This is a genomic window from Tomitella fengzijianii (assembly GCF_007559025.1).
GTDB lineage: Bacteria > Actinomycetota > Actinomycetes > Mycobacteriales > Mycobacteriaceae > Tomitella > Tomitella fengzijianii.
This window is the reverse complement of record NZ_CP041765.1, coordinates 1,485,503-1,500,435: the sequence shown is the minus strand read 5'-3', so window position 1 is coordinate 1,500,435 and position 14,933 is coordinate 1,485,503. Positions and strand designations below refer to the sequence as shown.

11 protein-coding genes and 1 tRNA gene are annotated in these 14,933 nt (G+C 72.5%); 5 read left to right on the top strand and 7 right to left on the bottom strand.

Translation table 11 applies throughout. The features are described 5' to 3' along the window. Positions 1–267: 267 nt before the first annotated feature. The gene (locus FO059_RS06865; RefSeq protein WP_143907460.1) at positions 268–2,127 is read left to right on the top strand and encodes a hypothetical protein; all 1,860 of its coding nucleotides are present in this window, start codon (positions 268–270) and stop codon (positions 2,125–2,127) included. A gap of 45 nt (positions 2,128–2,172) precedes the next feature. Here the strand turns inward: FO059_RS06865 and FO059_RS06860 are convergent, their stop codons facing one another. Next, complete coding sequence (locus FO059_RS06860; protein ID WP_143907458.1) at positions 2,173–3,351, bottom strand: cystathionine gamma-synthase; 1,179 nt, start codon at positions 3,349–3,351, stop codon at positions 2,173–2,175. A 67-nt stretch (positions 3,352–3,418) separates the two neighbouring features. After that, positions 3,419–4,801: a cystathionine beta-synthase gene (locus FO059_RS06855; protein WP_143907456.1), complete on the bottom strand. Its 1,383-nt coding sequence runs from the start codon at positions 4,799–4,801 to the stop codon at positions 3,419–3,421. Between the two features lie 252 nt (positions 4,802–5,053). On the opposite strand from FO059_RS06855, the gene FO059_RS06850 reads away from it, so the two are divergent. Next, positions 5,054–5,512, top strand: coding sequence for an Ig-like domain repeat protein (locus FO059_RS06850; protein ID WP_143907454.1), 459 nt, complete (start codon positions 5,054–5,056; stop codon positions 5,510–5,512). Positions 5,513–5,551: 39 nt separating this feature from the next. Here the strand turns inward: FO059_RS06850 and FO059_RS06845 are convergent, their stop codons facing one another. After that, on the bottom strand, positions 5,552–8,170 hold the full coding sequence (locus FO059_RS06845; protein ID WP_143907452.1) for a helix-turn-helix transcriptional regulator: 2,619 nt from the start codon (positions 8,168–8,170) through the stop codon (positions 5,552–5,554). 200 nt (positions 8,171–8,370) lie between these two features. Here FO059_RS06845 and FO059_RS06840 point away from each other — a divergent pair, with 200 nt between their 5' ends. After that, positions 8,371–9,339, top strand: coding sequence for an SGNH/GDSL hydrolase family protein (locus FO059_RS06840; RefSeq protein WP_372497946.1), 969 nt, complete (start codon positions 8,371–8,373; stop codon positions 9,337–9,339). 153 nt (positions 9,340–9,492) lie between these two features. Next, positions 9,493–10,710, top strand: a complete 1,218-nt coding sequence (locus FO059_RS06835) for an acetyl-CoA C-acetyltransferase (protein WP_143907450.1) — start codon at positions 9,493–9,495, stop codon at positions 10,708–10,710. Positions 10,711–11,148: 438 nt separating this feature from the next. Here FO059_RS06835 and FO059_RS06830 read toward each other — a convergent pair whose 3' ends face one another. After that, positions 11,149–12,045, bottom strand: coding sequence for a Bax inhibitor-1/YccA family protein (locus FO059_RS06830; protein WP_143907448.1), 897 nt, complete (start codon positions 12,043–12,045; stop codon positions 11,149–11,151). Positions 12,046–12,318: 273 nt separating this feature from the next. Between FO059_RS06830 and FO059_RS06825 the strand changes: the two genes are divergently transcribed. After that, complete coding sequence (locus tag FO059_RS06825) at positions 12,319–13,029, top strand: SOS response-associated peptidase (protein ID WP_143907446.1); 711 nt, start codon at positions 12,319–12,321, stop codon at positions 13,027–13,029. Between the two features lie 45 nt (positions 13,030–13,074). On the opposite strand, the gene FO059_RS06820 is transcribed toward FO059_RS06825, so the two are convergent. The 3 genes from FO059_RS06820 to FO059_RS06810 all read right to left on the bottom strand — a co-directional run bounded on the left by FO059_RS06820 (position 13,075) and on the right by FO059_RS06810 (position 14,916). Further along, positions 13,075–13,148, bottom strand: a tRNA-Leu gene (locus FO059_RS06820). Positions 13,149–13,372: 224 nt separating this feature from the next. Further along, the gene (locus tag FO059_RS06815; RefSeq protein ID WP_143907444.1) at positions 13,373–14,332 is read right to left on the bottom strand and encodes a Ppx/GppA phosphatase family protein; all 960 of its coding nucleotides are present in this window, start codon (positions 14,330–14,332) and stop codon (positions 13,373–13,375) included. Beyond that, positions 14,329–14,916 (bottom strand): DUF501 domain-containing protein, encoded by a 588-nt coding sequence (locus FO059_RS06810; protein WP_143907442.1) that lies wholly within the window; start codon positions 14,914–14,916, stop codon positions 14,329–14,331. Before FO059_RS06810 ends, FO059_RS06815 begins: the two co-directional genes overlap by 4 nt. Between the last annotated feature and the right edge of the window lie 17 nt (positions 14,917–14,933).

Below are 14,933 nucleotides of genomic sequence, written 5' to 3'. Positions count from 1 at the left end.
GCCTGCGTGCGGGAGCCGCGGCCGGCGCGCGGTGTTTTAACTGTAACCTCGCGTTCACCGTTAAGTGTGTCACAGAGCTCCGCCCCCGTCACCCCCGTGGACTTTCACCTGCTTCACCTGCGCACGAGTCGCTCCGCCACCGATCACAATCGGACCACGGAGGTCCGCACCCGGGCTCGCGGGCAGCGGCCTCGTGTGACAATGCGTGTCGGCAGAGAATCTGTGACGACCGAAAACCGCGACGTCCGAGAACCGAGGAGCTGACCCGTGCACCAGTGCCCGATCTTCTTCCGCTTCGACGTCCCCGGCGCCCTCGCCGTCGTCGACCGGACCATCGGCGCCTGGTTCACGGAGCTCGGCTGGGGAGACCGCGTTCCGGCGCCGGGCGAACGCATCACCCTCGACGCATCCACGCACGCTGTGCATGTTGCACGCGTCGATCGCGGCACCGGCCGCCGCAGCAGGCGGTTTACGCTCGCTTGCCGCGGCGGCGACCGGCAAGCCGACCGCAAGCCCGGCCCCGCCCCCGGCGGCGGGCCGCGTACCGGCAACACCGACAGCGGCCCCCGTACGACGACGATCACCCTCGACGTCGACCGCTTCGGCCGCCGCGGCTGGGTGCTGGTGCGCGAGGAGACAGAGGCGCCGCCCACCCGCACGCCCCGCATCGCGGCCGCGCTGGCCTCGGCGCTCGGCGCCCGCGACGGTGCGCACCCGCTGACGCAGGGCGCCCCCATCGTGCAGACGCCGGACGTCCCGGACCTCATCGGATTGCTGTGCGATCCCGGCCGTACGCGGCCCCTGCTGGTCGTCGGCACCGATCACGGGTTCCCGGTGCGCAAGCTCGCCGACCTGGTCGCGGCACTCGCGGCCGACGCGGAGGCCCTCCTCGTCGCACGGGTCCTCGACGCGCCGGCCACCGCGCAGTTCAATCAGGCGGTGCCGGACGCGCTGCGGGTCGGACCTGGCACTGGTGCGGTGTTCCCCCCGCCCGAATCCCTTGCGTCTGAAGGCCATGCCGCGCCGGAGGCCGTCGAGGGCGGGTTCCCGGCGCGCCACAGCGTCATCGGCGCGGACAGGATGGTGTCCGACGAATACGGCTTGCGCCGCGAACTGTGGCACCTCGCACTCCACTACGCCCGAGCCAATCCCCTGCCCACCGCCGTCGAGGAGGCCGACGCGCGTCTGGGCAGGCTCACCGACCGCTGCCGGGAGGCGCAGCCCGCGCCCGAACCCGCCACCCCCGCCCCTCCGAAACCCGGCGCCCACGTGGCGCCCGCCGAAAAGACCCCGCACGCCCCGGCCGGCGCACAGCCCGGCGGACCGCTCGGACCGCTCGGGTCGCTTCTCGGCGACATCCTCGAGGACGTGCTCGGGGATCGCACCATCGACACGGACTCGCTGGAGAACCTGCGCGTCGTGGCCCGGCGCGGCAACCGCCGGACACGCGAGCACCGCCGCGATCGCGGCGAGATCCGGCGGCTGCGCCACGAGCTCGCCGCCGCGCACCGCACCATCGATTCCTTGCGCACAGAGCAGGATCCGGCAGCACCCGATCCTGCACCGATCCGGCGGAACTCCCCTGCTCAGGACACCCGGCCCGCGCAGGCGCACCGGCCTCAGCGTGGACACGACCACGCGCCGGACACCTTCGCCGAACTCCTGGACCGCCTCGCAGAGGTCCCGCGCGTGCAGTTCACCGGCGACCCGCAGCCCGCACTGCGCCTGGACCGGCAGTCGAACTCACGCGGATACGTGCACAAAACGTGGAAGGCGCTGCTCGCGCTATCCGACTACGCGGAGGCACGCAGCTCCGACTGCGGGCCGCCGGGAGTGCACAACTACCTCACGCACACGCCGCCAGGCTGTCGCGGATTCTCCGTCCACGACCATGCCGCAGTGGAAAGCGACACGACAACGCGCGCAGCGGCGTTCCGGGAACCGCGTGTGCTGCCGGTGCCGGAGTCCGTGCACCCCGACGGCGCGGTGTTCATGGGCGGGCATTTCCGCGTCGGAGGCGGGAGCACCGTCAGCCCGCGCCTGCATTACTACGACGACACCGGGAGCTCCGGCGACATCTACGTCGGCTACATCGGCGCGCATCTGCCGAACCAGTCGACCAACTGACCGGTCCACCAGCCGACCGGCCCATGCCTGGGCCGGCCGGGAAGGTCAGAGCCCTTCGAGCGCCTGCTCGACGTCGCCGAGCAGGTCGCCGCCGTCCTCGATGCCCACGGACAGGCGCACCAGGTTCTCCGGCACCTCCAGCAGCGACCCGGCCGTGGAGGCGTGGGTCATCGCGCCAGGGTGCTCGATGAGCGACTCGACGCCGCCCAGCGACTCGGCCAGCGTGAAGATCTCGGTGCGCGAGCAGAAGTCGAGCGCCGCCTGCTTACCGCCCGCCAGCTGCACGGAGACCATTCCGCCGAAACGCCGCATCTGCGTGGCGGCCACCTGGTGCCCGGGGTGCTCGGCGAGCCCCGGGTAGAGGACCTTCTCCACGGCCGGATGCCCTGTGAAGAACTGGACGAGCTTTTCCGCGTTGTCGCAGTGCCGCTCCATCCGCACCTCGAGCGTCTTGATACCGCGCAGCGTGAGGAACGCGTCGAACGGTCCGGGCACCGCACCGGCGCCGTTCTGCAGGAACGCGAACGCCGCGTCGAGCTCCTCGTCGTCGGTCACCAGCGCGCCGCCGACCACGTCCGAGTGGCCGCCGATGTACTTGGTGGTGGAGTGCAGGACGACGTCGGCCCCCAGCGTCAGCGGGTTCTGCAGGTACGGCGACGCGAAGGTGTTGTCCACCACCAGCTTCGCCCCACCCTCGTGCGCCACCTGCGCGAGTGCGGCGATGTCGCCCACGTTGAGCAGCGGGTTCGTGGGCGTCTCCAGCCACACCAGCTTGGTATTGGGGCGCATGGCCGCGCGGATGGCGTCGACGTCGTTGACCGCCGCGGGGGTGTACTCGATCCCCCACTGCGTGAAGACCTTGTCGATCAGCCGGAACGTGCCGCCGTAGGCGTCGTTGGGGATGACGAGGTGATCGCCCGGGCGCAGCGCCGCCCGGATCATCGTGTCCGTCGCGGCCATGCCCGAGCCGAACGCCCGGCCGAAGGCGCCCGCCTCGATGGCGGCGAGGTTCGCTTCCAGCGGCCGACGGGTGGGATTGCCGGTGCGCGCGTACTCGAAACCGTCGCGCATCCCGCCCACGCCGTCCTGCGCGAAAGTGGACGAGGCGTAAATGGGGACGTTCACCGCGCCGGTCTGCGGATCCGGCTCGTAACCCGCGTGGATGGCCCGGGTGGAGAACCCCTGCCACGATGCTGCATCGGCCTGGCTGCGCTGCTCGCTCATGCGGCACACACTACCGATCGGGACCGCCGCCTCCCATTCCGGGCGGCGGGCCCGGGGCCGGCGCCCCTCACGCCTTGCTGATGAATCCGAGCACGTCGTGGCGGGTGATGACGCCCACCGGCTTTCCGCCCTCGATCACCATGAGCGCGTCCGTCTCGCCGAGCGCCTTGGTGGCCGCGTCCACCGGCTCGCCCGAGCCGATCAGCGGAAGCGCCTGCTCCATGTGCTTGGCCACCGAGTCGGCGAGCTGGGCGCGGCCCTCGAACACGGCGCTGAGCAGTTCGCGCTCCGACACGCTGCCCGCCACCTCGCCGGCCATGATCGGCGGCTCGGCACCTACGACGGGCATCTGCGAGACCCCGTACTCGCGCAGGATCTCGACGGCGTCGCGCACGGTCTCCGAGGGGTGCGTGTGCACCAGGTCGGGCAGCTCGCCGGACTTGCCGCGGAGCACATCGCCCACGGTGGACTGCTTCTCCTTGCCGTCGAGCGGGGTGCGCAGGAAACCGTAGGAGGCCATCCACTTGTCGTTGAAGATCTTCGACAGATAGCCGCGGCCCCCGTCGGGAAGCAGGGCGACGATGACGGCGTCGGGCCCCTCGCGCTCGGCCACCTCGAGCGCCGCGACGATCACCATGCCGCAGCTGCCGCCGACCAGCAGGCCCTCCTCGCGGGCCAGGCGGCGCGTCATCTCGAACGAGTCCGCGTCGGACACCGCGATGATCTCGTCCGGGATCGCCGGGTCGTACGCCTTGGGCCAGAAGTCCTCGCCCACGCCCTCCACCAGGTAGGGGCGCCCGGATCCGCCCGAGTAGACCGACCCCTCCGGGTCCACCCCGACGACCTTCACCGCGCCGTCGGAGACCTCTTTGAGGTACCGGCCGGTTCCGGTGATGGTGCCGCCGGTGCCGACGCCGGCGACGAAGTGCGTGACCTTGCCGTCGGTGTCACGCCAGATCTCCGGGCCGGTGGTCTCGTAGTGGCTGGCCGGCCCGGCCATGTTCGAGTACTGGTCCGGCTTCCACCCGCCGGGGATCTCCTCGGCCAGCCGGTCGGAGACGTTGTAGTAGCTGTCCGGGTGCTCCGGCGGGACCGACGTGGGGCACACCACGACCTCGGCGCCGTACGCCTTGAGCACGTCACGCTTGTCCTCGCTGACCTTGTCCGGGCAGACGAAGACGCACCGGTAGCCGCGCTGCTGCGCCACCAGAGCCAGGCCCACGCCGGTGTTTCCTGAGGTGGGCTCGACGATGGTGCCGCCGGGCTTCAGCAGCCCCGCCTTCTCCGCCTCGTCGATCATCTTCACCGCGATCCGGTCCTTGGAGCTGGCACCGGGGTTGAAGTACTCCACCTTCGCGGCGACGATGCCCGGCGTCCCCTCGGTCACCTTGTTGAGACGGACCAGCGGGGTGTCGCCGATGAGATCGACCACGTGATCAGCAATGCGCATGCCCCCATGGTCCCAGATCGCGCCGCGCGCCGTGATGCCGCTCCCCCGGCCGTGCCCGGACCGGTCGGGCGGCAGGTCCGCGGCGCGTCCGGCGCGCCCCCGCCCGCAGGGGCACGGCCGCCGCACGACGCTACGCACGAGTAGCCGGAGGGCGACCCCGGAGGATTCGGGTAGTCGACTACTCGCTCCCTGCCGTCGGGCCGGTCCGACGATGGCTGTGCCAGCATCCAGCGCAACGAGGAGCCGATGATCATGAACTCGCCCCGGAAGACCCGCACCAGCACCCGCGCCCACGGCGCCCCGCCTACACACCGCGTCCGGCGCGGGCTGCAGGTCGGCATCACGGCCCTCGGCGCCACGGCGACGGCGCTGGTGCTCGCCGCGCCCAATGCGTCGGCGCACGTCCAATCGCTCTCCGTCGCCCCCGGTATGGGTTTCGGCAGCCTCGGCGCCGGACCGTACGGGACCGGCTGCGCGTACGACGTGACCGCCCAGGCCGAACACGGCAACGAGGTGGACTTCTACGACAACGGCGTCTACATCGGGTCCGCATGGGCGCCGGGTTCCCTCGGTCCGATCACGATCTCCTGGACGCCCGCCAGCGCCGGCACGCACGTTCTCGTGGCCGACGACGGCTTCCAGAGCGCCTCGCAGACGGTCGAAGTGGGCAACGGCATCAACCTGGGGAGCGTCTGCCTCGTGTTGCCGTGACGGCGCGCAAGTGAGCGCCCGGTCGGGCGGGGCCGCCGATCACTCGGCGGCGCCGCCCAGAACCGCCGCGAGCCCGTCCCTGCTGTCCACGTCCGCGGCAAGGCAGGCCCGGTACAGGTGGCCCTCCACGGTGCGCACCGACAGGTGCAGGCGGTCGGCCACCTCGCGGTTGCTCAGACCCCGCGCCACGAGCCCCGCGATCTCCCGCTGCCGCGGGGTGAGCCCCGACGGCGCCGCCATCGCCCGCAGCGCGGGCGTGTCCGCCCCGGGGCAGTCGGCCGTCACACGGTCGGCCACGGCCCGCGCCGTCAGGGCGGAGCCGCGCCTGCCCTGCGCACGGAACACGACCGCCGCCTGCGCCGCCGCGTCGGCCGCGGCGATCACGTCGCCGTACGCCTCGTACGCGGCGGACGCCGACAGCAGTGCGTCGCCGTCGGAGCCCGCCAAAGCGGTCGCATGCGAGAGCGCCGCGGCCGCGCGCGGTCCGTGGACCCGGCCCGCCACCGGTGCGAGGTCCGCGGCCGCCGTCGCGTCGCCGAACTGCACCGCGGCCTGCAGGCAGAACACCTGGTCCGCGATCTGGCCGCGGTCCGCCGCGCGCGCCGCGGCAGCGCGCGCGGCCGCCACGGCCTCGGTCGCCGCGCCCTCCGCGGCGAACACCCACGCCCGGGCGACCGACAGCTGGCTGTCCGCCCACACGAAGCCCGCCGGGCGCGCCGCGTCGATGCGCTGCAGCGCCACCCGGCCGTCGCCGGCCGCTCCCGATCTGCCCAGCGCTTCGGCGAGGAGCATCGAGCAGTAGCGGTGCATCGTCGTGCACTCCGCCGACACCGCAGTCTGGGCCACCGCCTCCCGCAGCAGCCGCACCGCGTCGGCCACCGCGCCGGCGTCGAGCCGGATCACCCCGCGCAGCGCCGTCTCCGCGGCGAACCGCCACCCGCGCAACGGCCGCGCGGCGTCGTGGGGGAAGAACTCCCCCGCGATCTCCGGGACCGCACCGAGCTCGCCGGCGAGCCGCAGCGCGATCGCGAGGTTCACGCCCAGGCTGCACCGGAGCCCCGCGGCCTCACCGGTCCGCGGCCGGGCATCGCCCAGGCTCCGTGCCGCGCGCACGGCCCCGTCGCCCAGCCCAAGGCTGCCGAGTGCGCTGACCTGCGCGCTGGCCGCGATCTGCGCGTGGATCCGCGCCAGCCGGGGCGCCGCCATCGCCGTCGCCGCCTCCGCTGCGGCCTCGCGCGGGTGGCCCAGCACGGCGAGCAGCGCCGCAGAGACCGCGTGATGCTCCGCGATCCGCCCGGTCCGCCGACACAGCGCCCGCGCGTCGTCGAGCACCCGTCGCGCCCGGTCGGGCCGGGCGAGGATCCACACCAGGATCGACGCGTGGATGGTGCGCACCACCGCCTGCCGGTCCCCCGCGCCGCCGGAGCGCTCGAACCGTTCGCACACGGCGACCGCCTCCTCGGCTCGGCCGAGCGCCACCAGGCAGGCGATGCGAGGCAATAGGACGTCGACCTCCGCGTCGCGGGCCTCGACCTCCGCGAGCATCCTGTCGGCCAGCTCGAAATCGCCCAGATGCATGGCGCAGCGGGCCGCCACCGCGAGCAGCCCCGGCGACGCCTCGCCGTCCGAGGCCAGCATCAGCTCGGCGCGCCGCACCACCGTGCGCGCGTCCCGCCGCCCCTTGGCCGCGAGCTCGCGCGCCACCACACCGCTCATCCTCCGCATCCGGAGCGTGCCGCAGTGGGCACGGCGCACCTCGCCGAACAGCGGGTGCGCCAGCCGCGCCGCGGGATGCGCCCCGCCGTCGACGGCGACGAGCCCCGACTCCTCCGCCGACTCGACGGCCTCGGGCGTCGCGATGCGCGCCAGCGCCGAGACGGGCAGCGGGCCGCCCACCGCGAGCAGGTCCACCACGTCGGCGACGTCGTCGGGGACACGGCCCATCTTCGCCGCGATCAGGTCGTACAGCCTGGGCGTGAACGTCGGCGCGCCGCTCCACACCCACACGCCCGCGTACTTCACCATCCGGCCGCACGCCACCTCGTCGTCCAGGAGCTGACGCAGGTAGAGCACGTTCCCGCGGGTCAACGTGTGCAGTCGCCGCGCGCTGCCGGCCTCCAGCGGAGCGTGCAGCACCACCTCCAGCAATGCGCGCGTCTGCTCGAACGACAGTGGGGTGACGTCGATGCGCCGCAGACGGTCGTCGGCCCAGAGCGAGGTGATCGAGTTCGGTGTGCGCGCGCCGGTGCGCACCGTGATGAGCACGGGGGCGACGCGGCGGGCCACGATCTGCTGCACCACGAAGGCCGATGCCTCGTCGAGGTCGTGCGCGTCGTCGATCCCGACGACGGCGGGCGGCGCGCCGGGCCGCGCGAGCCAGTCGAAGATCCGGTGCATGCGCTGCGTCGGGTCGCCGCCGGCGTCCCCCGCGATCTGGTCGAGCACTCCGAGCGGCACGGCCCTGGACGCCGGCGATGCGACGAGCCGGCAGGTGCGCAGGCCGTCGCGCTCGGCGCGGTCCAGGGCTTCGGCGGCCAGCCGCGTCTTGCCCGCGCCGACCTCACCCACCAGAACCGCGCCGCCATTGCCGCCACGGACCGTCCGCGCGATCCGGCGCATCTCCGCCCCGCGGCCCGTCAGCGGCCACGCGCTATCCATCTTGAAATAGTACTGCCCTGTCCCGGCGGATTCCATCCCCCGGCGACGCGCGGCGCCCGCGTACAGCGCCGCGCCGCCGAGGCGCAGGATAGATTTGAAGCCGTCGTTCCGGAACGCCGCGCAGTCCGAGGGAGGTGGTCCCCATCGACATCCCCCTGCCGCACCTGCGCCTCGCCGGGCCGGCCGTCGTGGCCGCGCGGATCCCGACGCCCGCCGCACGGCGTCACGGCACGCTCATCACCGGCGCCAAGGTCGGGGCCGCGGCCCTCGGCTCCGGCGCCGGCGTCGGAGCCGCCACCTGGGTGAGCTACAACTACCTGCAAGGCCAGGCGCAGGAGGCGCGCACCGTGATCGGGCGCCCCCGGGGGCGCCCGCCGCGCGCCGACGGCGTCTACCCGCCGGCCGACACCGACGGGGAACTCCAGCCTCCGGAGCGCTTCGGCCCGTCCGATCTGAGCCTGATGATCTTCGGCGACTCCACGGCCGCCGGCCTGGGGTGCACGGTGCCGGACGAGGTTCCGGGGGTGCTGCTCGCCCGCGGGCTCGCGGACGAGACCGGCAAGCGCGTACGACTGAGCACGAAGGCCATCGTCGGCGCCACCTCGCGGGGGCTCGCCAGCCAGGTCGACGCCATGTTCATCGCCGGCCCGCCGCCGGACGCCGCGGTGATCCTGGTCGGAGCGAACGACGTCACCACGGCGCAGGCCCCCTACAAGGCGGCCGCGCGGCTCGGCGATGCGGTGCAGCGTCTGCATGACAGCGGAGCGGCCGTGGTCGTCGGCACCTGCCCCGACCTGGGGGTGATCACCGCCATCCCCCAGCCATTGCGTGCCGTCACCCGCCGATGGGGGCTGCGGCTGGCGCACCTGCAGGCCTCCGCCACCCGCACCGCCGGGGGCCGGCCGGTGCCGCTGGCCGACCTGCTCGCCCCCGAGTTCCTGGCGACGCCCGAGAAGCTGTTGTCCCCGGACCGATTCCACCCGTCCGCCGCCGGCTACACGCTCGCCGCCGAGCAGCTCCTGCCGGCGCTGTGCTCGGAGCTGGGCGAATGGCACGGCGGACCGCTCGCGGAGTTGCCCACCGTGTCCGCGGCCGTCGAATCGCGGCGGCCGGTGGCCCGGATCCGCCGCGGCCTCGACCGTCTCGGGCGCCGCACCGCGGCGTTATGAGCGCGGAATGAGCTCCGATTTCCGGCCACGTAATGTAGGAGCCGAGTCGCGTCGCCGCCGGCCGGCTACGCGGTTGCACCTCGACGGCACCTAGGCGTCGATCACACACCGGCCCCGGTCTGATCGGGGTCCGTCACCTGCAAAGGAGTCCTCATGCCTGAGGCTGTCATCGTCTCCGCGACCCGTTCGCCCATCGGCCGCGCCGGCAAGGGTTCACTCAAGGACGTGCGCCCGGACGACCTCGCCACCCAGATGGTGCGCGCCGCCCTGGACAAGATCCCCGAGCTGGATCCCGCCGACATCGAAGACCTGCACATGGGCTGCGGCCAGCCCGGCGGCCAGTCGGGCTTCAACATCGCCCGCGTGGTGGCCACCGAGCTCGGGTTCGACCACCTGCCCGGCGTCACCGTCAACCGCTACTGCTCCTCGTCGCTGCAGACCACCCGCATGGCCATGCACGCGATCCGCGCGGGAGAGGGCGACGTGTTCATCTCGGCCGGCGTCGAGTCGGTCTCCAGCTTCGCCACCGGCAACGCCGACGGCTGGCCGAACACCCACAACCCGCTGTTCGCCGACGCCGAAGCCCGCACCGCGAAGCTCGCCGAGGGCGGCATCGCATGGTCGGATCCCCGCGAGCAGGGCCAGCTGCCCGACATCTACGTCTCCATGGGCCAGACCGCCGAGAACGTCGCGTCGCTGACCGGCATCTCCCGCGAGGACCAGGACCGCTGGGGCGTGCGCAGCCAGAACCGCGCCGAGGAGGCCATCAACCGCGGCTTCTTCGCGCGTGAGATCACCCCGGTGACCCTGCCCGACGGCACCGTGGTCTCCACCGACGACGGCCCGCGCCCCGGCACCAGCTACGAGAAGGTCTCCCAGCTCAAGCCGGTGTTCCGCCCCGACGGCACCGTCACCGCCGGCAACGCCTGCCCGCTCAACGACGGCGCGTCGGCGCTGGTGATCATGTCCGACACCAAGGCCAAGGCGCTGGGCCTCACCCCGCTCGCCCGCGTCGTGGGCACCGCAGCCACCGGCCTGTCGCCGGAGATCATGGGCCTGGGCCCCATCGAGGCGACCCGCAAGGTTCTCAAGACCACGGGCATGTCCGTCTCCGACATCGACCTGTTCGAGATCAACGAGGCCTTCGCGGTGCAGGTGATCGGCTCGCAGCGTGAGCTCGGCATCGACGAGGACAAGCTCAACATCTCCGGCGGCGCGATCGCGCTGGGCCACCCGTTCGGCATGACCGGCGCCCGCATCACGAACACGCTGCTGAACAACCTGCGCGAGCAGGACAAGACGTTCGGCGTCGAGACGATGTGCGTCGGCGGCGGCCAGGGCATGGCCATGGTGCTCGAGCGCCTCAGCTGATTGCCGGCCCGGGCGGCCATGTGCTGCCGGGCATCGGAGCTCGATGGGCGGGCGCCGCGCGATGGGATCACCTGTCGCGCGGCGCCCGCCTTTTCGTGGCCCGGCGGAGGGTTCGGCGCGGCTGTTTGCGCGCTGCGCGCCTGTTGCCGGGCCGCGCCACATGCCGCGCGCTTGTTGCCGGGCCGCGCCACATGCCGCGCGCTTGTTGCCGGGCCGCGCGCCGGTTGCCGCGACACGCCGGGGAGCAGGCGCGCGAGAGGACGATGCGCGCGCGGCGCGAGAACCGGCGCGCGGCGCGCGGACTTGCGCGGACGTATCCCGTGACCGCCCCGACGCAGCAAAGGCCCCGCCCGCGGTATCCGCGGGCGGGGCCCATGCTTGCACGCACTCGGCTCACGCATCCGGCCCCACCGGGACCCGACGCGGCCGGCGCGGGTACTAGTCGCTGCTGAAGTAGCTGAGCAGACGCAGGATCTCCAGATACAGCCACACCAGCGTGACCGTGAGCCCGAAGGACACCGACCAGGCGGTCTTCTCCGGCGCGCCCATGCGGATGAGCTTGTCGGCCTCGTCGAAGTCGATGAGGAAGCTCATGGCCGCCAGCCCGATGCACACCAGGCTGAAGATGATGGCGATGGGGCCGCCGTCGCGCAGGCCCAGGCCGCCGTCGATGAAGAAGCTCGCGATGAGGTTGACGACCATCAGCGCGAGGACGCCGAACAGTGCGCCCACGATCATCTTGGTGAACTTGGGCGTGACGCGGATGGCGCCGGTCTTGTAGACGACGAGCATGCCGAAAAAGACGCCGAACGTGCCGACGACCGCCTGGACGATGATCGTGTTCCCGGGCGGGCCGCCCTCACCGATGGCGATGTTGGCGAACAGATAGGAGATCGCGCCGAGGAACACGCCCTCGGCCGCCGCATAGGCCAGCACCAATGCCGGCTTGTCCGTGCGACGGGTGAAGATCGCGAACAGCGACAAGCCCAGGCCCACGATCATGCCGCCGAACGTGAGCGGCATCGCGAGCGATTCGTTGCCATTGACCAGCACGAACGAGATGACCGCCGCGATGGTGAGCACGCCCAGGGTCATCGCGGTCTTGGTGACGATGTCGTCGATGGTCATCGCGCGGCCGCTGGGCTCCGCACGGTACTGCTCGGGGGCGGGCTGGCCCGGGTACTGACCGGCCTGCGGGTGCTGCCCCTGCGGGTACTGGCCCGTTGCCGCGCGGCCTACCTGGGGCGCACCGCCGGCCGCGTTGCCTCCGAACGTGGCGTAGCGGCCGTACTCCTTGTTCAGGTCCTTGAACACGGGGTTGCTGCTTTGACGCACCGCGTTGGTCCCTCCTGTGGTGGTTCACCGCGCTGCACGCGGCGCCGTGCCGGGGATTTCCGGCCTCTCACCTGCTCAACGAGCGCGGTCTGCGGACAGTTCCCGGATGTCGGGCAGGTGTGGTGTGAGCCTACCTACCCGGACGTCCGGATCAACCCGCACTCTCGCGCTCGCCCGCGCCGCAGGCGGTTGCGCGGTGGTGAATCCCCCGCAGGCGCCGATGTGCTGTTCAATTGAGGTGACCGTCAAGATCGAAAACCGCGGGAGGGCACGATGTGCGGACGGTTCGCCACCACGATCACGGACCGGGAGATGCGGTCGATGTTCGACGTGGACGAGGCGGAGGTCGTGGGCGAGGAGCTGCCCGCCTCGTACAACGTCGCGCCCACCCAGCCAATGCGGATGGTCCTCGAGCGGCCGCCCGCCGACGAGGAGGGCGAGCCGGTCCGGCAGGTTCGCACCGCACGCTGGGGGCTGGTGCCCTCGTGGGCCAAGGACCGCTCCATCGGCAACAAGCTCATCAATGCGCGTTCGGAGACCGTCACGACCAAGCCGTCGTTCCGGTCGGCGGCGCGCTCGCGTCGTGCGGTCATACCCGCCGACGGCTACTACGAGTGGGAGAAGCGCGACGGGAGAAAAGTGCCGCACTTCCTGCACCCCGGCGACGGTGCGCTGGCGATGGCGGGGCTCTACGAGATGTGGCGCGACCCGGACAAGTCGGACGACGACCCGGACCGCTGGCTGTGGACGGCGACGATCCTCACCCGGCCGGCCACCGACGAGCTGGGCCGCATCCACGACCGGTGCCCGCTGGTGCTGCCGCCGGAGTTCCACGGGCCGTGGCTCGATCGCGGGCTGGACGTGCGTGAGGACGTCGAGGCGCTGATCCGCTCGGTGCCCGACCCGCGCCTCGACGCCTACGAGGTCTCCACCGCAGTGAACAGCCCCCGCAACAACAGCCCGGACCTGCTCTCACCGGTGTGACGCGACGCCGAACCGTCCTGGAGCCGGCTTCCAGGACGATCTCGGTGCCCCCAGTCGGACTCGAACCGACACTGTGCCGATTTTAAGTCGGCTGCCTCTGCCAATTGGGCTATGGGGGCGCGGCCGCAGCGGACATCGATCGTCCCCGAGGCCTTGGCATCTGCACACTATCGCGCGCCGATGCGGTCTCGATCCATACAGCCCGACGTCGGCCGCTATAGCGCTCATCCGAATGCATGTTCTATCATTGGGTCGGTCCCGGTCGAGGGAAGCGGCCGGGACCGCACAACCCATCGTGGCGCTCCGACTCCCCGCCGCACGCCGGCGAACCCGACGGAGTGCTCTATCCGATCGACAGCGCGATCCCGTCGAGGATGTCGTGCTCGCTCACCACGAGTTCGCCGATGCCGGCCCGCTCTTCGAAGACCCTCGCCAGCGCGCGCGTGATCAGCGCGCCCCCGCCGATCACGTCCACGCGGCCCGGGTGCATCACCGGGAGCGCGGCACGCTCCTCGCGGGTCATCGCGACGAGCCGGTCGCACACGTCCCGCAACCGGTCGAACGGGATCCGAGCCAGGTGGATTCGCTCGGGGTCGTAGCGGTCCAGGCCCAGCGCGATGGCGGCGATGGTGGTCATCGTGCCCGCGACCCCCACCCACGTCCGCGCCCGCTCCACCGGCACCACGTCGAGCGCGGCGGCGAACCGTTCGGCGATGAATTCCTCGGCGTCGGCCACCTCGCCGGCGCCGGGCGGATCGCCGGGCAGGCACCGCTCCGTGAGCCGGACGCAGCCGATGTCCGACGACCGGGCCGCGTGGACCCCCGCGTCATCGCCGAGCACGATCTCCGTGGAGCCGCCGCCCAGGTCCACCACCGCGAACGGCCCGCCGTCCGCGCCGAGCTCGCCGACGGCGCCCGCGAACGACAGTTCGGCCTCCTCGTCCCCGCTGATGACCTCGGCGACCGCGCCGGGGATCACCGCACCCAGCACCTCGGCGGTCATGTCGAAGAACTCGTCGCGGTTCGCGGCGTCGCGGGTGGCGGACGTCGCCACCATCCGCACGGAGGTCGCCCCCGTGTCCGCGATGATCCCCGCGTACTCCTCGAGGGCCACGCGGGTACGGGCGATCGCCTCCGGGACGAAAGCGCCGGTGGCGTCGACGCCCTGGCCGAGCCGCACCACCCGCATCTCCCGGGCGACGTCCGCGAGCGGGCCCGCCGCGCCGCCGGAGTCGCCGCCGACGTCCGCCACGAGGAGCCGGATCGAGTTCGTGCCGCAGTCCACCGCCGCTACCCTGCTCATTCCCGCCCCTCTTCCGCGCCTTCGGCGCCCGCGCTTCCCTGGAAGGGAAGCTCGTCCAGCCGTGGCCAGTCTGCAGGGACCGCGGCGCCGCGCAGCGCCGCTCCCCCGTCCGGTCCGTCGGCGATCATCGCGACCGCCTCGTCGCCCAGCGGATTGGTGCCGGGACCACGCACCAGCGCATGCGCGGCGAGCACGTGCAGGCACTTGACCCGCTCGGGCATGCCGCCGCCGGTGAAGTCGGTGCCGAGGTCCTCGAGCGCGTTCCGCTCGGCCAAGTAGTCCTGGTGCGCGACCCGGTACGCGGCGGCCAGCGCGGGATCACGCGTGAGCCTGTCGCTCATCTCCCGCATGAGCCCGCCGGATTCGAGCCTGCCCACGGCCGCTGTGAGCCGCGGCTCGGTCAGGTAGTACAGCGTGGGGAACGGCGTGCCGTCCGGGAGTCGCGGCGCGGTGCGGACCACAGCGGGGACGCCGTCCGGGCAGCGGTACGCGACCGCCAGCACGCCGCGCGGAATGCGGCCGAGCTGCTCGGCGACAACGGCGAGGTCCGCCGCGAGGGCAGGGTCGTCGTCTGGTTCGATCACCGGTGTATCACCTCTCC